General features: G+C 53.5%; 16 protein-coding genes, 1 tRNA gene and 1 pseudogene. 12 read left to right on the forward strand and 6 right to left on the reverse strand.

What is annotated here, in order from left to right; translation table 11 throughout:
• Positions 1-426 precede the first annotated feature (426 nt).
• Positions 427-1,368, forward strand: a complete 942-nt coding sequence (gene paaX, locus ACKWMY_RS25520) for a phenylacetic acid degradation operon negative regulatory protein PaaX (RefSeq protein WP_074031571.1) — start codon at positions 427-429, stop codon at positions 1,366-1,368.
• A 12-nt stretch (positions 1,369-1,380) separates the two neighbouring features.
• Positions 1,381-1,977 (forward strand): phenylacetic acid degradation protein PaaY, encoded by a 597-nt coding sequence (gene paaY, locus ACKWMY_RS25525; RefSeq protein WP_024485596.1) that lies wholly within the window; start codon positions 1,381-1,383, stop codon positions 1,975-1,977.
• A gap of 29 nt (positions 1,978-2,006) precedes the next feature.
• On the opposite strand, the gene ACKWMY_RS25530 is transcribed toward paaY, so the two are convergent.
• The 5 genes from ACKWMY_RS25530 to ACKWMY_RS25550 form a co-directional block, all read right to left on the reverse strand.
• Positions 2,007-3,410, reverse strand: a complete 1,404-nt coding sequence (locus ACKWMY_RS25530) for an amino acid permease (RefSeq protein ID WP_065683329.1) — start codon at positions 3,408-3,410, stop codon at positions 2,007-2,009.
• Between the two features lie 14 nt (positions 3,411-3,424).
• On the reverse strand, positions 3,425-4,609 hold the full coding sequence (locus tag ACKWMY_RS25535) for an aromatic amino acid transaminase (protein WP_409487320.1): 1,185 nt from the start codon (positions 4,607-4,609) through the stop codon (positions 3,425-3,427).
• Between the two features lie 61 nt (positions 4,610-4,670).
• A complete protein-coding gene (locus ACKWMY_RS25540; protein ID WP_021805760.1) occupies positions 4,671-5,042 on the reverse strand; it encodes a RidA family protein in 372 nt (123 codons plus the stop codon).
• Positions 5,026-5,841, reverse strand: coding sequence for an alpha/beta hydrolase (locus tag ACKWMY_RS25545; RefSeq protein ID WP_409487321.1), 816 nt, complete (start codon positions 5,839-5,841; stop codon positions 5,026-5,028). The genes ACKWMY_RS25540 and ACKWMY_RS25545 overlap by 17 nt, the downstream gene beginning before the upstream one ends.
• Positions 5,842-6,065: 224 nt before the next feature.
• Entirely contained in the window at positions 6,066-6,971 is a 906-nt protein-coding gene (locus ACKWMY_RS25550; protein WP_409487322.1) for a LysR family transcriptional regulator, read from the reverse strand.
• 102 nt (positions 6,972-7,073) lie between these two features.
• Between ACKWMY_RS25550 and ACKWMY_RS25555 the strand changes: the two genes are divergently transcribed.
• The 6 genes from ACKWMY_RS25555 (at position 7,074) to ACKWMY_RS25580 (ending at position 11,730) form a co-directional block, all read left to right on the forward strand.
• Positions 7,074-7,700: a glutathione S-transferase family protein gene (locus ACKWMY_RS25555; RefSeq protein ID WP_409487323.1), complete on the forward strand. Its 627-nt coding sequence runs from the start codon at positions 7,074-7,076 to the stop codon at positions 7,698-7,700.
• 1 nt (position 7,701) lies between these two features.
• The gene (locus ACKWMY_RS25560; RefSeq protein WP_409487324.1) at positions 7,702-8,625 is read left to right on the forward strand and encodes a pyridoxamine 5'-phosphate oxidase family protein; all 924 of its coding nucleotides are present in this window, start codon (positions 7,702-7,704) and stop codon (positions 8,623-8,625) included.
• Between the two features lie 173 nt (positions 8,626-8,798).
• Positions 8,799-9,023, forward strand: coding sequence for a YdcH family protein (locus ACKWMY_RS25565; RefSeq protein ID WP_021180872.1), 225 nt, complete (start codon positions 8,799-8,801; stop codon positions 9,021-9,023).
• Positions 9,024-9,341: 318 nt separating this feature from the next.
• Complete coding sequence (gene mtfA / locus ACKWMY_RS25570; protein WP_024528952.1) at positions 9,342-10,130, forward strand: DgsA anti-repressor MtfA; 789 nt, start codon at positions 9,342-9,344, stop codon at positions 10,128-10,130.
• Positions 10,131-10,223: 93 nt separating this feature from the next.
• Positions 10,224-10,299, forward strand: a tRNA-Asn gene (locus ACKWMY_RS25575).
• A gap of 261 nt (positions 10,300-10,560) precedes the next feature.
• Complete coding sequence (locus tag ACKWMY_RS25580; protein WP_409487325.1) at positions 10,561-11,730, forward strand: pyridoxal phosphate-dependent aminotransferase; 1,170 nt, start codon at positions 10,561-10,563, stop codon at positions 11,728-11,730.
• A gap of 179 nt (positions 11,731-11,909) precedes the next feature.
• Here the strand turns inward: ACKWMY_RS25580 and ACKWMY_RS25585 are convergent, their stop codons facing one another.
• Positions 11,910-12,134: a hypothetical protein gene (locus ACKWMY_RS25585; RefSeq protein ID WP_409487326.1), complete on the reverse strand. Its 225-nt coding sequence runs from the start codon at positions 12,132-12,134 to the stop codon at positions 11,910-11,912.
• 229 nt (positions 12,135-12,363) lie between these two features.
• Here ACKWMY_RS25585 and ACKWMY_RS25590 point away from each other — a divergent pair, with 229 nt between their 5' ends.
• The 4 genes and pseudogenes from ACKWMY_RS25590 to ACKWMY_RS25605 all read left to right on the forward strand — a co-directional run bounded on the left by ACKWMY_RS25590 (position 12,364) and on the right by ACKWMY_RS25605 (position 17,368).
• Positions 12,364-13,377 (forward strand): LLM class flavin-dependent oxidoreductase, encoded by a 1,014-nt coding sequence (locus ACKWMY_RS25590; protein WP_409487327.1) that lies wholly within the window; start codon positions 12,364-12,366, stop codon positions 13,375-13,377.
• 10 nt (positions 13,378-13,387) lie between these two features.
• Entirely contained in the window at positions 13,388-14,509 is a 1,122-nt protein-coding gene (locus ACKWMY_RS25595) for an amidohydrolase (RefSeq protein WP_199061916.1), read from the forward strand.
• A gap of 69 nt (positions 14,510-14,578) precedes the next feature.
• A pseudogene (locus ACKWMY_RS25600) lies at positions 14,579-16,849 on the forward strand (NtaA/DmoA family FMN-dependent monooxygenase).
• Positions 16,850-16,858: 9 nt separating this feature from the next.
• Positions 16,859-17,368 carry a GNAT family N-acetyltransferase gene (locus tag ACKWMY_RS25605; protein ID WP_199061922.1) on the forward strand — a complete coding sequence of 170 codons (510 nt, stop codon included), beginning with the start codon at positions 16,859-16,861 and terminating at the stop codon, positions 17,366-17,368.
• Positions 17,369-17,374: the final 6 nt, after the last annotated feature.

Consider the following 17,374-nt stretch of genomic DNA (forward strand, 5'->3'; position numbering starts at 1 on the left):
ATCGAGTGTGCTTGAAATTAGTGTGACTCACCTTGGATGGGGAGGCGATCACGTTTGCGGAGGCTACCTCTTTACTTCCAAACGAGCAGGGGCTATCAGCTCCCTCTCCCTGTAGGGGGACCGATCGAGTTTGCTTAGATTACTTCTTTACCTCCGAACGAGCAGGGGCTATCAGTTCCCTCTCGCAATGTGAGGGGACCGATTGAATTTGCTGAGATTATCACTTTACTTCCAAACGAGCTGCGGCTATCAGCTCCCTCTCCCTATGTGGGGGGACCGATTGAATTTGCTGAGATTATCACTTTACCTCCAAACGAGCAGGGGCTATCAGCTCCCTCTCCCTATGGGAGAGGGTTGGGGTGAGGGGCAAGCCTTTGTCATTTATGCTAATGTCGTGTCTCAGCAAAGGCTTACCCAGGGAAAAATATGGAACATAAACTGGACGACTTTATCCGCCATGCATTAAGCGCCCAACCGATCAGCGGCACCTCGCTGATCATCTCACTCTACGGCGATGCGCTGAGCCATCGCGGTGGTGAAGTTTGGCTGGGCAGCTTAAGCGCACTGATGGAAGCCCTGGGCTTCGGCGATCGTTTTGTCCGTACCTCAGTGTTTCGTTTGCAAAAAGAGGGTTGGCTGGACGTAGAAAAGATTGGGCGGCGCAGCTATTACCGCGTTACCGAACAGGGGATGCGACAGTTTCGCCATGCCGAATCCAAAATCTACCTCAGCGAACAACCGCAATGGGATGGCAAGTGGGAGCTACTGCTGTTGGAAAGTGCGGAAAAAACCGAGCGCGCACGACTGAAAAAAGAGCTGGGCTGGCTGGGCTTTGGCCAGATCGCCAACAACCTGATGGCCGCCCCTACCCATGCGCAAACCGACGTCACCGCCCTGCTTGGCGAGCTCAACGCCAGTGAACAGGTGATCTACTTCCGTGCCGACTATCCCTATAACCGTTCCGAACAGACGCTGCGGCAAATGGTCGCCAACTGCTGGTCGTTGAGCGAGGTGGCCGGTTACTACCATGAGTTTATCGTCTCCTTCCGCCCGTTGATGGCCTTACTGCGCGAAGCCGACGAGCAGGAACTGACGCCCCTGCGATGCTTTCAGATTAAGCTATTGTTAATCCACTTTTTCCGCCGCGTGGTGTTGAAAGATCCCCTGCTGCCTGATGCCCTGTTACCCGCTCAATGGGAAGGCCAAATAGCCCGCAACCTGTGCATCAATATCTATCAGCGAGTGGATCGCGCCGCGACGGAATATGTCAGCGCCTTGGCAGAAACCTCCATAGGCACCTTACCTGCACCCAGTGCCGGTTACTATCGCCGCTTTGGCGGACTGCCGCGCGATCCCACTACATTTTAAGGAGTTTGTGCTATGCCTGTGTATCAGATTGACGGTTTGACGCCGGTGGTCGATCCCAGCAGCTATGTTCACCCCACCGCGGTACTGATTGGCGACGTGATTATCGGCAAAGGCGTCTACATCGGCCCCAATGCCAGCCTGCGCGGCGACTTTGGACGCATTGTGGTCGAAGACGGTGCCAACGTGCAGGATAACTGCGTAATGCACGGCTTCCCGCTGCAAGACACGGTGGTGGAACAAGATGGGCATATCGGCCACAGCGCCATACTGCACGGCTGCCGCGTGCGCCGTAACGCGATGATCGGCATGAATGCCGTCATCATGGACGGTGCGGTCATTGGTGAGAACTCCATCGTCGGCGCGGGTTCCTTCGTCAAGGCCGCCGCAGAGATTGCCGCCAACCAACTGGTGATCGGCAGCCCGGCAAGGGTGATCCGCGAGCTGACCGAACAGGAATTAGCCTGGAAACGCACGGGTACACTCCAGTATCAGGAGTTGGTCTTACGCTGCAAAAACAGCCTGAAAGAAGTGGCCCCTCTCACTGAACCAGAGCCAGGGCGCCAACGCCTAAACTTCGGCGACCACATCATCCCCAAAAGCCAGCTTTAGTTGTTGGCCGGGCCGCAGCCCGGTCAACATTACTCCATACCCTGCACCGGTGCTTCAGTTGCAACCGATGCCTGCCCTCGTCGACTGTAGAAATAGATAGCTACCAACAACGCGGTGAAGGGAATGCCAAACCACAGCGTCATTCTAAAGAAGTCCGTGAACAACGTGGTTATCATCAAGCCGGCCATCAGCAGCGCCCCCGCCAAGGTAAAGTAAGGATAACCCCACATGCGGAACTTGAGATGCGTCTGCGTATGCTGGCGGCGGAAGAACAGGTGGGTAACAAAGATCATCAACCAGGTGAAACAGGCACCGTATACCGAAATCGACATCATCACCGCAAAGGATTTCTCTGGAGCGGCAATACTCAGCACGATAGAGACAATAATCCCCACGCAGGAGAGCGCCAGCGCGTTGACCGGAATACCCCGTTTGCTAAGCCGCCCCAGCGCCGCCGGAGCCTGCCCGGCACGGGACAGTGAAAACATCATCCGGGTGGTGATATACAACTGGCTGTTCATGGCAGACAGTGCCGCAATCAGTACCACAAAGTTAAAGATCCCGGCGGCGGCTGGCAGATGGATCACGTTCATCGCCACCAGGAACGGGCTTTCACCGGTGCCAGACTGCCGCCACGGCACGATGGCCAGCATCAGCGCTATCGACATCATATAGAAGATAAACAGCCGCAGAATGGTGCCTTTAAACGCGCTTTTCACGGCAACCACCGGGTTTTTCGCTTCCCCTGCGGCAACCGCGATCATCTCAATACTCAGATAGCTGAATATCGATACGATCACCGCAAACCACATGCCTTTCACCCCAAACGGGAAAAAGCCGCCGTTGTCGGTGAAGTTACGGATGCCGAAAGTCGGGTTAGCGGAAAACGCCAGGATACCGATGCCAATCATGATAAACGCTGAAATGGCCACCACCTTGACGGTAGAGAGTGCATACTCCACCTGGCCAAAAGACTTGACCCCAACCACGTTGACGACGATCACCGCCGCCGAGAACAACAGTACCCACGGCCAGATCGGCGTGCCTGGGAACCAGAACTGCATATACATGCCGATGGCGGTCACCTCAGTGCCTACCGCCAACACCACGCAAGACCAATAGGAATAGCGCACCAGAAAGCCAAACAGCGGGCTGAGGTAGAACTCGGCATAATCGCCGAACGATCCTGGGGTTGGGTGCTCAGAGGTCATTTCCGCCAGGCATCCCATCAGCAGTAGCGCAATCACCCCGCCGATAAAATAGCTCAGCAGTACGCTTGGCCCAGCCATCTGGATCGCGTAAGCACTCCCCAGAAACAGGCCGGTACCGATGGCTCCACCGATCGCCAGCATCGACATCTGCCCGGCGGTCAGGTGCTTTTTCAGCCCATCCTGCCGCTGGGCGATAGCGTCAAAACGTTTCGCATCTTTCATGGTCGCTCACCTTTTTATGCGGTACGGGTAACGTCAAGGATGGCGGCGGTCACATAGTCCAGGTTTTGCTGGTTCAGGCCAGGCAGACACATCCTGCCGGGCGCCACCAGATAAATGGAATATTGCTGCCGCAGTTGGCCGAGCTGGCGTTCATTCAACCCGGTGTAGCTGAACATGCCCTTTTGATCGCGAATGCGGGTATAGTCCAGCGTGGTACCGCCCTGCTCCAGGCCAGCCGCCAGGCCAACGCGCATCTGTTTGATGCGTTGACGCATGGTGGTCAACTCACTGGCCCACTGTTGGTATAGCTGCGGGTCCGCCAGCAGGGTTTCCACAATTTGGCTACCGTGTGTCGGCGGGCAGGAATAACTGCGACGGATCAGCGTTTTCAATGCGCCCTTCACGTTCACCGCAGCCTCTGCAGTAGCACAGCGCACCGACAGCCCCCCTAAACGCTGGCCATACAGCGCCACGTTCTTGGAAAATGAGTTGCTGACCAGAAAATCCACGTCGGTTTTCAACATCGCCCGCAGCGCGAAACAGTCTTCGTCCAGCCCGTCGCCAAACCCTTGATAAGCGATGTCAAAGAAAGGCAGCAGCCGACGCCGTTGCACCACCTCGATCACCGCTTGCCATTGCGCTGGGCTGAGATCGGTACCGGTGGGGTTATGGCAGCAAGGATGCAGTAGCACCACCGCCCCTTCCGGCAAGGCAGAGAGCGTGTCGAGCATGGCTGCAAAACGCAGTTCACCAGACGCATCATCAAAATACGGGTAGGTATTCACCTTCAAGCCAGCCCCTTCGAAGATCGCCCAGTGGTTGGCCCAGGTCGGATCGGAGACCCAGATTTCGCGGCGCGCCAGATAGTGATAAATAAAATCGGCACCCAGCTTCAGCGCGCCAGAGCCACCTACGCTTTGCACCGTGGCAATACGGTCCGCTGGTTCACCAAACAGCAACGTCTGGATCTGGCGGGCAAACAGTGCAGAACCTTCGATTGGCGGGTAAGTATGTGGCCGCTGTTGTTCCAGTAAACGCTGTTCGGCAATATGGACGGCCTGCATCAGGGGAATATTACCCTGATGATCGTAATACAGACCAATACCCAAGTTAACCTTTTGCGGATTAGCATCCTGCATATAGGCTTCCATCAGTGACATAATAGGATCGGGCGTTGACGGGGTAATATGTGCGAACATAGATTATCCTTAACTCATTATGTAATGAATCAGCAGGTGAATATTATTTTATGAGAATTAATTACGCTGTAGCGCTAACGGTGATTTCTATTTTCATCCCCGGCACCACTAACTTATCAACAATCACCGTGGAGCGGTTGGGATACGGATAATTAAAATACTGTTGGTAGATTTTATCGAGCAGCTTAACGTCATTAACATCGGTAAGATAAACAATAACCTGTAATACATTATCGCTATGGCTATTGGCAGCTTTCAGCGTGGTAGCTAAATTATCAAACGTCAGCGTAATCTGTTTTTCCGGGTCGCCAGTTTCAATAGTGCCATCCTGGCGGACCGGGCCATGGGCTGTGAATAACATCCCGCCACCTTTGGTTGCCCAGGAAAAAGGTTGCCCGATCTCTGGCAGGCCGGTTTCAATGACTGTGCGCATCAAGGTACTCTCCATCGGTAAGCAGGAAACGGTGCAGAGCGCCATCGGCAGCAAATACCGCGTCCAGCACACTGTAATGATTAGCACCGGGGAGCGCATAGCGGCTAACCGGCAGCCCCTGCGCCCGCAATGCGGAATAATAATAAAGCGATTGTCCAATCAGCTCAGGCAGCTCTGCCGCGCCGTAAAATAGCACCATGGGCTTCAAAGATGGCGGCATATTACGCGCCGGGCTTAAGGCCTCTATCTGCCGAGTGGTCAGCTTTAGCTGCTGGTTTACGTAGCTCGCCAGCAGCGGCTGCAACTCAAAAATACCGCTGATGGGAAACACCGCCTGCACCAGCGGATGGTGTTGCCAATACGCCGCCAGATGTCCACCAGCAGAATGACCGGTGAGATAAACCGGCTTATCACCACGCGCCTTCAGCCGACGCTCGATGGTATCCAGCGCCGCCCCTATTTGCTGGCAAATATCGGCCAGGTTAACCGCCGGTGCCAAAGTATATTCTACCAGCACCACATCAAAACCTAATGACAATGGCGTGCTGGCAATAAAAGCAAAGTCCTGTTTATTACAAAATTGCCAATAGCCGCCGTGAATAAATATTATCGTGCCTTTATATTCTTCAGTTGAATAAAACCAGTCAAAAACTTCACGCGGCGAATTTCCATAAGCAATATTCAACTCATGGCGTTGCTGTTGGTAAACTCGCTGACTGCGGGATTGAAATGAGAGCAGGATCTCGTTTTCATCAGCCACCGTCGTAGCGTTATCGTAACTGCCCGCTAGAAGTTTCATATATTAAACTTTGTTTATTATTTAAGATGTGAGTTAACTATTAGCAACATGTTAAAATATTGTCAAGACGGCTGATGCGGCAATGCGTGATCGGCGATATAAATTTAATTTTTCGGGCAAAAAGTTTCACTGGTTAAACATTTCGCGCTTATTTTAAAGTTTCATCCATGAAACTCGAAAATAAATTGATGATAAAGAATGAGTGGGCACAGCATACGTCGCCCCTACGGGCGAGCCGGTTGTATTTGCGCAATTTGGCTGAGGTGCTGATAGGCGTAATCCCAAAAGGTACGCACCTTCAGCGGCATGTATTGCACGTTATTTGCCACCAGTTGCACCGGTACTGGCTGGGGTTCGTAGGCGGCCAACAACCGCACCAGCGTGCCGTTGACCAGATCGTCCGCCACCTGATAAGACAGTAGCCGAGCAATCCCCTTGCCTGCTCGCACTGCCAACAGTTGAGTTTCCACCTCGTTCAACAACAAGCGCGGTGTCAAACGTACTCGCTCACCGCTTTCATTAGGCCCAAAGCGCCATTCACCTGACGTCGGACGAAGAGTACCGACAATAGTGTCATGATCGCTCAACTGCGCCGGTTCCAGCGGCTCCCCGCGTTGCGCCAGATAGGCTGGGCTAGCCACGGTGACGCGTGTCACCTCTCCGAGCTTACGCGCCACCTTGGAGGAATCTTGTAAATGCCCGATGCGCACCGCCACGTCCAGCCCTTCATCGATCAGCTCCAGATTGCGGTCATTTAACTGCATATCGATCTGGATTTGCGGGTAACGTTCGAGAAAAGCCATCACCATCGGTGCCACGTGCTTGCGCCCGAACTGCACCGGCGAAGTCATACGCAGCAGCCCGCTCAGTTGAGCCTCTGCGGTATCCATTACCGCGTCTTGATAGTCATGCAACAGAGCACGCGCGCGTTCGGCTAAGCGCAACCCGGCCTCCGTGGGGGCCAGACGCCGGGTCGTGCGCTCCACCAACCGCGCACCAAACCGCTGCTCCAAAGAAGCGATAGCTCGGGTCACCGCCGGAGCGGAACGGCGCAGCTTGCGGGCCGCACCGGCCAAACTCCCTTGCTGGATCACCGCCACAAAAATCGCCAACTCATCCAAACGATCCATAGACTATTCCGCCAAGTGAAATTATCAATTGCCATCTTCCCGGATACCCATCATCTGGCGCAAGAGTATTCTGGTCAGGAAGACTATATAAGGAGACTCACTATGCAAACGTTGAAACTGTACGGCACCCCGGCCTCTGGCCATTGCCACCGCGTCGAGCTGCTGCTGCGGATGCTCGAGCTGCCTTATGAGTATTGCGAAGCCCCAGCGATGGTGCGCCAAAGCGAGGCGTTCCTGCGGCTTAATCCCATTGGGCAGATCCCGGTATTACTGGCCGATGGGCAGGTATTGACCGACAGCAACGCCATCATGGTGTACCTGGTGAAACGCTATGCGCCTGATAGCCACTGGTTGCCAGAAGATCCGTTGGCGGCCGCCCAGGTGCAAGCCTGGCTTTCCAAAGCGGCCGGAGAGGTGCGCTATGGCCCGGCATCCTGTCGGATGGTGGTGCAATTTTCTGCACCAGAGAACTACCAGTCTGCACAAGCCATCAGCGCACGCTTTTTAGCCCAGTTAGAGCAACACTTGGCAGAACGCGAGTTTTTGGCAACGTCTTTGCCGACAATTGCCGATCTGGCCTGTTACAGCTACGTGGCGGTCGCCCCGGAAGGTGGGCTTTCCCTCAAGACCTTCCCGGCAATCCAGCGCTGGTTAGATCGTATTGCCGCTCTGCCCGGGTTCTTCCGTATGCCTGCGTTACCCCTGCCTGACCAGGCTGTAGGCCAATAACATGTCTCCCTCCATGTTTCATCCCGATGAGCAGTTGGCTCAGGTTCTGGCCGGTTTTGATGCGGTGAGCGGGAATATCTACACTGCCATGCCTGATCAACATCGCGAGTTCTTTGCACACCTGCCCTACCTGTTTGTTGCCACACTGGATGAACGGCAATGGCCGGTTGCCACGTTGTTCAGTGGGCCCGCCGGTTTTTTGCGCTCGCCGGATGAAACACATTTGCGGATCGTTTCGCCACGCCGGGCGGACGATCCTGCTCAAGTGGCACTCTATCCCGGCCAGCCCATCGGCGCATTAGGATTAGATTTCAGTAACCGCAGGCGCAACCGGGTTAACGGCGTCATTAGCCGCACGGATAAAAACCGCGTGGAGATTGCGGTGCAACAAAGCTTTGGTAACTGCCCACAGTATATACAACGGCGGGAGCTGTTCGCCGAGCCGAGCGTCGCCGCACCCATTGAGCCGTTGAGTTCGTTAGATGATCAGGCCCGACAACTGATCGTGCAGGCGGATACCTGCTTTGTGGCCAGCTATGCTCACGGTGATTTAGCGCAAGGCGGTATGGATATCTCGCATCGCGGTGGTAAACCGGGCTTCATCCATCTGACTGGCGAAACCCTGTGGATACCGGATTTTCGTGGTAACCGCTATATGAACACGCTGGGTAATCTGTTGGCTCAGCCACGGGCGGCGTTACTGTTTATCGATTTTACACACGGGGACATTCTTCATTTACAGGGGAAAACCCAGATTTTATGGCAGGCAGAAAATGCAGCCGTCGAAGGTGCCGAGCGCTACTGGCGGTTTGATATCACCAGTGCGTGGCGTTTTCGCCAGGCATTGGGCTGGCGCGGCAGAAACGTTGAGTTCTCTCCGGCAACATTACGCACGGGTATTTGGCAAAATCACGTAGAAAGCTAAGCGGGCGCAGCATGCGGCGCCCATCCCCATTCAGCCACATTGCCACGCTGTCATCAATCTGCACAGCAGGATCTATTTTTGCTAGCTAGCGCCATTTTAAATAAATCCACGCTGGGTTACAGTGAAAGTGGAGAAGCCCTCCAGTGTACAGTTTGACTCAAAGGAGCTTGAGTATGTTTCCAGAATACCGTGAGTTAATATCGCACCTGAAATCAAGCCACCCCCGCTTCCAGTCATTGTTTGATAAACACAACCAACTCGACCACCAAATCTCCAGGTTAGAAGGGCCAGCAGGCAACGGCTACTCTGACGAGGTGGTTCGCTTGAAAAAAGAGAAGCTACATATTAAGGATGAGTTACACAAAATACTAAAGGCAGAGGAAGCCGCAGCCAAGTAGCGCACGTCGATCCCCGCGCTACTGCGGGGATCACCGCTTGAGCTCCATTAAGCCCATTTGAATAAAATTGCTTATTTAACGCTTCGGATTCTATTCTTCGGGACTTTGGTCACAGACAAACTTAAGCGTAAGTGATTGAATAGTAGCGCAGAGAGGGTTTTAAATCCTCGCAGTGGGCAAAGCCCTGACAGTGTGCAAGGTCATCCCGTTCGCCACCCCGTTATCTCTGCGTGAAATGCTTGCTATAGAACCCCCTTTTGCGGCATGTTGACGCTATCAGCCCCAGCCGAATGTTCCAGTGACCCTTAGAGCAACGCAATGATTAAATGGCCGTGGAAAGCAAATCAAGCGCAGGCGGAAACGTTTGCCGACTGGCAGGAAGCCCTGTCCATCCCCCTGCTCTCACCGTTGGATGAGCAAGAGCAGCGGCGTTTGGCAGCGGTTGCCAGCCAGATTTTGCAAAATAAACGTATCGTGCCTTTACAAGGGTTGGAACTGACATCCCTGATGCAGGCGCGTATTGCCCTGCTGTTTGCGTTGCCGGTGATGGAACTGGGGGCAGAATGCCTGGACGGTTTTAACGAAGTCCTGCTCTACCCAACCCCCTTCGTGGTGGAAGATGAATGGCAGGATGATATTGGTCTGGTGCATTCCGGGCCGGTGGTACAAGCGGGCCAAAGCTGGGAACAGGGACCTATCGTGCTCAACTGGCTAGACGTGCAAGACTCCTTCGACCTTTCCGGTTTCAACCTGGTGATCCATGAAGCGGTGCACAAGCTGGATATGCGTAATGGCGGTACCGCCACCGGCGTCCCCCCCATCCCGCTGCGCGATATTGCCGCCTGGGAATACGACTTGCACGCCGCGATGGAAAATCTACAAGACGAAATCGATATGGTGGGTGAAGAGGCCGCCAGCATGGATGCCTACGCCGCCAGCGATCCGGCTGAGTGCTTCGCCGTGCTTTCCGAGTATTTCTTTAGCGCCCCAGAGCTGCTGGCCAACCGCTTCCCCGCGTTGTACGAGCACTTCTGCCGCTTCTACAAGCAAAACCCGCTGGCCCGTTTGCAACGTTGGTATGCAGACAGCGAGCCACAACGGGGCTGAGTTTGCTCAGATGATGAGCTGTCGCACCCCCAGAATCAATTTTGCGTTGACACGATCTGAACGGCTGGATATGATGCGCCCCGTTCACACAATTCCTCTGTAGTTCAGTCGGTAGAACGGCGGACTGTTAATCCGTATGTCACTGGTTCGAGTCCAGTCAGAGGAGCCATATTTAGAAAAGCCCGCTTAGGTAACTAAGCGGGCTTTTTGCTGTCTGTGAAGCCATGCCCCCCAAATCGAATCGCCGATGACGCGGGCAAGCTGGCACCGCCGGGAAGTCTGAATACATGCATCATGGTGCAATCTTGCGCTCATCGTGGTGCATTATAGGGTGACTAATATTATAAATATCAATAAATCAACAAGTTGAAAACTGGCATGATTCCTGCGTGATCGCCTTGCAGTTATTTTACGACAAGGAGAAAACGTTATGTCAGCACATACTGTGGTAAATACACAGCGTCGCCAATTATTAAAACTCTCTGGAGCTCTAGCTGGCACTGTCACATTGGCTGGTCTCAGCCACCCTGCATTGTCAGAAACACTCCCCGCAAGTGATACCTTCGCGGTTCCTACTGCCGATAAACCCATTCGTATTAACTTTAATGAAAATGCGCTCGGCATGTCACCCAAAGCACAGGCTGCCGCACGTGATGCCGTCACCAAAGCCAATCGTTATGCCAAAGAAGAAATAATCACCCTAAGACACAAGCTAGCCAGTCAGTATCAGATACCAGAAACTGGTATTTTACTGACAGCGGGTTCTTCAGAAGGTATACGTGCGTCGATAGAAGCGTATGCCACACCGGACTCACAGTTGGTGATCCCGGAACTGACTTACGGCGACGGTGAACATTTCGCCGCCATTGCGGGTATGAAAATCACAAAAGTAGCGATGCTTGATGGTTGGCAATTTGATATCAACGGATTAAAACAAGCCGTAGAAAAGCATAAAGGCCCGTCGCTAGTCTATTTGGTCAATCCCAACAACCCGACTGCAACGATTACTCCGGCCGATCTGATCGAACCCTGGATTAATAGCAAACCGGCTAACACGATATTTATTGTTGATGAAGCCTATGCGGAATTTGTTAACGACCCCCGTTTTCGTTCAGTTTCACCATTGGTAAGACAAGGTGCCGATAATGTGATTCTGTTGAAAACCTTTTCGAAGATTTTTGCCATGGCCGGGATGCGTGTCGGTTATGTGGTGGCACACCCGACAGTGATTGCCCGTCTTGAAAATTATGTTGCAGGAGAAAAAATCAACTTCTGCGGGGTAGATGCCGCTTTGGCTTCAATGGATGATCAAGCTTTCATTCGTTACAGCAAAAAAAGCAATGATACCTCGCGACAAATTTTACTACAGGCTCTGGATACGCTGAAAATCCCTTACCTGCCTTCCGAGGGAAATTTTGTTTTTCATAAGCTGGATGTGCCGTTGAAAGACTATCAGCAGCATATGAAAGATGCGGGGATTTTAATTGGTCGGGCATTTCCACCTGCGCAAAGCTGGTGCCGAATTTCGTTAGGGACACCTCAGGAAATGGCGTTTGTTGCAAAAACCATGCTCGACTTCCGTTCCAAGGGCTGGATATAACGAATGGCCCAGAAGCAGTCAGATATTGCTCCTGGGCCAGATTTCCCCCTCTGCGACGGATGCTGTGGGCCCCAGATTCACTGGCTTTACTGACCATGGATATGTGCATAACTCAATGACCTTTATCATATATCATTTTTATAGCCGTTACACTTTAGCCGTAATAATTTATCATAATATCAAATATATGTTTTATCGCAACCAAACCAACCTATTATTGAATTTTTAATTTCTTCTATCGCATTAAAATTGAAGTTACCAGCACACATATCCGAATTGAAATGAGGTCTAGAGTTCACATCCGAACAGCAATTTAACAAACTTTCCGTATCATCCATTGAAATAAGGCGTGTAATAAAATCAGATGTTTCATACATTTTACTTTCTTTGTATGGATTGCTCATTGTTCACTCCGTTGTATTGTCAAATTTATAATATACCCGATAATTTTCAAGATACATGTGACTTTGTTGAATAAATCGGCGTTAAAAGTTGACTACTGCGTCACCTGATGATGGGTTTTATTGTTGATGCTTTCCCACTATTTAGCTAACTAAATGTAAATAAATTGTTTCCCCCAGCCCGCCCGGCGTTCCAATAATAAAACCATGTTAATTGGAACGAGTGTATGACATGTCTTATCGAATCAGCCTGCTGGATAAAAGCCCGGTTGCAGCAACGGAAACCGCGTCTGATGCCTTGCAGCGCACGCTGTACCTGGCAAAACAGGCCGAAACCTGGGGTTATCATCGCTTCTGGATTGCTGAACACCACAATAGCCCTCACCTCGCCAGCCCTTCACCGGAACTGGTGATTGCCTGGATCCTTGGCCAGACTCGCCATATCCGCGTGGGTTCAGGCGGTGTAATGCTACAGCACTACAGCCCGTATAAGGTGGCTGAAAACTTCAACCTGCTGGCCTCATTGGCACCTGGCCGTATCGATCTTGGCGTGGGTAAGGCCCCGGGCGGATTGCCATTGGCAACTAGGGCGCTGCAACAAGGTCTTCATCAGCAAGAGAAAGGCTCGTTTGCCGACCAGCTTGCGCAGCTTGATAACTGGCTCTCTTTACCCGCCACAGACGAAGGAGATGAAGCCGTGCGAGCCACCCCCATCCCGCCGCACATTGCAGACCGTTTCCTGCTAGGAGCCAGCAACGAGAGCGCTTTGCTGGCGGCACAGCTGGGCTGGAACTTCGTTTTCGCGGCTCATCTTAATGGCGATAAGTCCCTGATGAGGGAAGTCCTTACTACCTGGCGAAACCACAGCCAACGCGACACGCTGGTGGCCGTGCAGGTGATTGTGGCCGCGAGCGAAGCTGAGGCAACCGCGCTGGCGGCACAGGTGGAGATCTGGGGGGTTGAGCTGGAGAATGGTCAGCGTGTAACCGTGGCAAGTGAGGCTCAGGCCCAGGCCTTTGCCCGCCAGGCGGGCAGTCCTGCCCGTCTGATTGAACAACGTACCCGTTCGCTGATTACAGGAACCGCCGCAACCGTCCATGCGGAGCTTTCTACCTTGCAACAGGCGTTTGGGATTGACGAATTCATCATCGACACCCCGATCGCCGAGGGATCGGCGCGGATCGCTTCATTACGCCTGCTCGCAGAAGGTATTGCGAGCTATGCCACCGAAAATGAATCCGCCTAAAGGGTAAAAGATGACATTTGCACAGCAACTCATTGACTGGCGACGCGAGCTGCATCGCAACCCGGAACTTTCCGGACAGGAAATCGCCACCACCGCGCGGCTGCGCCACTGGCTAGAATCCGCCGGGCTGCGTCTACTGCCGTATGATCTCGCTACGGGTGTCGTGGCCGAGGTTGGCAAGGGCGAGAAAGTCATCGCCTTGCGTGCGGATATTGACGCCTTACCGATTGAGGAAGCAACAGGAGCCTCCTTTAGTTCACGCCATAAAGGAGTCATGCATGCCTGTGGGCACGATGTTCACAGCAGCGTGATCCTAGGAGCGGCATTGCTGCTTAAAAAGCGTGAAGCGCAGCTTGCTGGCCGGGTACGGTTGCTGTTTCAACCTGCGGAAGAAAACTTCACCGGGGCCAGAATGTTGATACAAGCTGGCGTTCTGCATGACGTGAGCGCTATTTTTGGCATGCACAATGAACCCGGCCTGCCGGTAGGGACCTTCGCCACCAGAGGAGGTGCCTTTTATGCCAACGTCGATCGCTTTGTGATTGGCGTAAAGGGCAAGGGAGCCCATGCGGCGCGCCCGCATGAAGGCGTGGATGCAATCGTGCTGGCCAGCCAACTAGTGACGGCGTTCCAGAGTATCACCAGCCGCAACATTAATACGCTTGAGTCCGCTATTGTCAGCGTTACCCGCATTCAAGGCGGCAATACCTGGAACGTGTTACCCGAAAAGGTTGAGCTAGAGGGCACGATACGCACGCACTCTGCCGATGTACAACGCCAGGTTGAAGGACATATCCGGCAGATCGCAGCCGGGTTGGCTGCCGCTTTCGGTGCAGAGATTGAGGTGGCGTGGTTTGCCGGTCCGACCATGCTGATCAACGACGACAAATGGGCAGCCTTTGCAACCGAAGTCGCTCAGGCTGAAGGGTATAAAACCCAGACCGCCGCCTTGCATATGGGGGGCGAGGATTTTGCCGCCTATCTGCACCAAATCCCCGGGGCGTTTGTCAGCATCGGTAGCGCCAGTGAATACGGCCTGCATCACCCGGCATTTAGCCCTGATGAAGCCTTGATTGAAGACGCCGCGCGCTATTTTTCGGCGTTGGCCGAAAGAGCGCTGCAAGCTATCTGACAGAGTAAATCAATATCAAGGGGATCTATATCCCTTGGAAAATCTATTGTCTGAAAATGAGGGGTAAACATGTCATTAAAACGACAACTGCGCCTGGGTTCAATATTACACGGCGCGTCTGGCAATATGTCCGCATGGCGACACCCGGCAGCACAGGCAGATGCCAGCATTAATTTTGACTTTGTGAAAAACATGGCCATCAAGGCCGAAGAGGGAAAGCTTGATTTCCTGTTTGTAGCTGACGGCCTATACATTAATGAGAAATCCATACCGCATTTTTTAAATCGCTTTGAGCCACTGACGGTATTATCTGCACTCGCCGCCATTACCAGCCGTTTGGGATTGGTGGGCACCGTATCGACGTCCTACAGTGAACCCTTCACCGTGGCTCGTCAATTTGCCAGCCTGGACCATCTGAGCAACGGCAGAGCTGGCTGGAACGTAGTGACCTCACCGCTGGAAGGGTCGGCAAAAAACTTTTCCCGCGAAAAGCATCCTGAGCATGCATTGCGTTACCGCATTGCCGATGAATACCTGGATGTGGTGAAAGGACTTTGGGATTCCTGGGAAGAAGATGCATTTACTCGCGATAAAGCCACAGGCCAATATTTTGATCCTGCTAAATTACACACGCTGGATCACCACGGTGATTTTTTCCAGGTGGCTGGCCCGCTGAATATTGGCCGCACGCCACAAGGTCGCCCCATTATATTTCAGGCTGGCGCATCGGATGACGGAAAAAAATTAGCGGCGCGCCATGCTGATGCTATTTTCACCCACCATGAAACTCTGGAAGCGGCACAGGAGTTTTATCGTGACGTAAAAAGCCAGCTTGAACGCTTTGGCCGCAGCCCGGAGGAACTGCATATTTTCCAGGGTGTCAGCCTGATTGTCGGAAAAAATGCCGAGGATGTTGAACGCCAGTATCAGGTGACCGCAGCCCTGGTTTCCATCAAAGACGCGCTCAACTACCTTGGCCGTTATTTTGAGCACCACGATTTCAGCCAATACCCTCTGGATGCGCCCTTCCCCGATGTGGGTGAGCTCGGGCAAAACAGCTTTCGCAGCACCACCGATGAAATCAAGCGTAATGCCCGCGAACGTGGCCTGACGTTGCGCCAGGTAGCGCTGGAAGCCGCAACTCCCCGCCCACGCTTTCACGGTACGGCACAGCAGGTTGCCGATGGCCTGCAGCACTGGTTCGAAACCTTTGCAGCAGACGGTTTTATTATCCAGGGCGGTACGCCAGATACCTTCCCGCGTTTTGTCGATGAAGTGGTGCCCGTACTGCAAGCACGCGGCCTTTTCCGTACGGAATACCCGGGCACGACGTTGCGTGAAAGTCTGGGTCTGAGTTCGCCGGCCAACCAGTTCGCACCGCAATAAACCAATAACGATAAAAGAGACAACGCTATGCAGAAAACCCTATTACTCCTGGCGCTGGCGCTTAGCCCTGCCGCCTGGGCACAGAGTGTGACGATTAACGGCGCGGGCGTCAGCCTGGAGGCGAACAAGGCGCCGATCAATACCAAGATCAATCCGCAGGCGGTGGCCCAATTGCCGCAGGGTTATCACTTTGCCGTCCCTGGTAAATTCACCGTCGCGGTGTCAGCGCTCAATTCACCGCCGCTGACCGTGTTTGCCGAAGATAACAAAACGCTATTGGGCAGCGAGGTCGATATCGCCCGCCTGGTAGCGGATAGCCTGGGGCTGGAACTTAACGTCGTTCCGACTTCCTGGGAGGATTGGCCACTTGGCGTTTATTCCGGCAAATATGATGCCGCTATCAGCAATATTACCGTTACCAGGGAGCGCAAAGAGAGGTTCGACTTCGCCACTTACCGTAAAGACTCCCTCGGGTTCTACGTTAAGTCCGATAGCCCGATCAAGTCCATTGAGAAGGCAGAAGACATTGCCGGGCTGCGCATTATCGTCGGTTCTGGCACCAACCAGGAAGCCATTCTTCTGGCCTGGGATCAGGCAAATCAGCAGAAAGGGTTGAAGCCTTTTACCCCGATTTATACCAAAGACGACGCAGCCCAAACGCTGGCACTGCAGTCTGGGCGCGCCGACGCCTTCTTTGGCCCGAACGTGACTGGAGCCTGGAAGGCGGCACTCACTGGCAAAACCCGTCTGGCCGGGAGCGTGGACGGTGGCTGGCCAAAAGCGGCACATATCGCAGTAACGCTGAAAAAAGGCAGCGGCCTGGTAGCACCCGTACAAACCGCGCTGAATGGCGTTATCAACAATGGGGATTATGAAAAAGTGCTTAACCGCTGGGGAGAAGGCATTGAGCGCCTTTCGGCCTCCGAGATCAACCCGGCAGGATTAGGCGATTAAGGAGGCCACATGAGTGACATATTTCGTGATGTTTCGCCTGAAGCCAAAGAGTTGCAACCGATTATCAACGGGTTATTCGGCGAATATGCCGCCCGCTATGGCGACTATTTCTCCCGCGATGCCGAAGTGGAACTGGTGCAATGGTATCTGCCGCCTCAGGGGTTGTTTCTGGTGCTGGAGCGTGATGGCGAAATCATTGCGACCGGTGCTTACAAACCTTTTGACCCGCATACCGCAGAGCTGAAACGTATCTGGACACATCCGTCACTGCGCCAACAGGGCCTGGCGGGCCGTGTGGTACGGGAACTGGAACGTCGTGCCTTGCTGGCGGGTTATAGCCGCGTCTATCTCACCACCGGATTTCGCCAGCCGGAAGCCGTGCAGCTTTATCTGGGGCAAGGATACGAACCGCAGTTCGACGTTCACCGCGACCATGAAGAGTACAGCGTACCGCCCTATGACGGCCGCCTGCGTTTTATCAAAACGCTGACCTTCGCCAGTCAAAGCAATATCGCCTGAGGAGCC

This window comes from Serratia sp. J2 (assembly GCF_046269175.1).
Lineage (GTDB): Bacteria > Pseudomonadota > Gammaproteobacteria > Enterobacterales > Enterobacteriaceae > Chania > Chania fonticola_C.

Coding starts and splice junctions, on each gene's coding strand:
- ACKWMY_RS25595 (WP_199061916.1), top strand. CDS start 13,388: ATGACATTTGCACAGCAACTCATTGACTGGCGACGCGAGCTGCATCGC.
- ACKWMY_RS25530 (WP_065683329.1), bottom strand. CDS start 3,410: ATGAAAGATGCGAAACGTTTTGACGCTATCGCCCAGCGGCAGGATGGG.
- ACKWMY_RS25605 (WP_199061922.1), top strand. CDS start 16,859: ATGAGTGACATATTTCGTGATGTTTCGCCTGAAGCCAAAGAGTTGCAA.
- ACKWMY_RS25540 (WP_021805760.1), bottom strand. CDS start 5,042: ATGCGCACAGTCATTGAAACCGGCCTGCCAGAGATCGGGCAACCTTTT.
- paaX (WP_074031571.1), top strand. CDS start 427: ATGGAACATAAACTGGACGACTTTATCCGCCATGCATTAAGCGCCCAA.
- ACKWMY_RS25585 (WP_409487326.1), bottom strand. CDS start 12,134: ATGAGCAATCCATACAAAGAAAGTAAAATGTATGAAACATCTGATTTT.
- ACKWMY_RS25555 (WP_409487323.1), top strand. CDS start 7,074: ATGCAAACGTTGAAACTGTACGGCACCCCGGCCTCTGGCCATTGCCAC.
- ACKWMY_RS25580 (WP_409487325.1), top strand. CDS start 10,561: ATGTCAGCACATACTGTGGTAAATACACAGCGTCGCCAATTATTAAAA.
- ACKWMY_RS25535 (WP_409487320.1), bottom strand. CDS start 4,609: ATGTTCGCACATATTACCCCGTCAACGCCCGATCCTATTATGTCACTG.
- ACKWMY_RS25565 (WP_021180872.1), top strand. CDS start 8,799: ATGTTTCCAGAATACCGTGAGTTAATATCGCACCTGAAATCAAGCCAC.
- ACKWMY_RS25590 (WP_409487327.1), top strand. CDS start 12,364: ATGTCTTATCGAATCAGCCTGCTGGATAAAAGCCCGGTTGCAGCAACG.
- ACKWMY_RS25560 (WP_409487324.1), top strand. CDS start 7,702: ATGTCTCCCTCCATGTTTCATCCCGATGAGCAGTTGGCTCAGGTTCTG.
- ACKWMY_RS25545 (WP_409487321.1), bottom strand. CDS start 5,841: ATGAAACTTCTAGCGGGCAGTTACGATAACGCTACGACGGTGGCTGAT.
- paaY (WP_024485596.1), top strand. CDS start 1,381: ATGCCTGTGTATCAGATTGACGGTTTGACGCCGGTGGTCGATCCCAGC.
- mtfA (WP_024528952.1), top strand. CDS start 9,342: ATGATTAAATGGCCGTGGAAAGCAAATCAAGCGCAGGCGGAAACGTTT.
- ACKWMY_RS25550 (WP_409487322.1), bottom strand. CDS start 6,971: ATGGATCGTTTGGATGAGTTGGCGATTTTTGTGGCGGTGATCCAGCAA.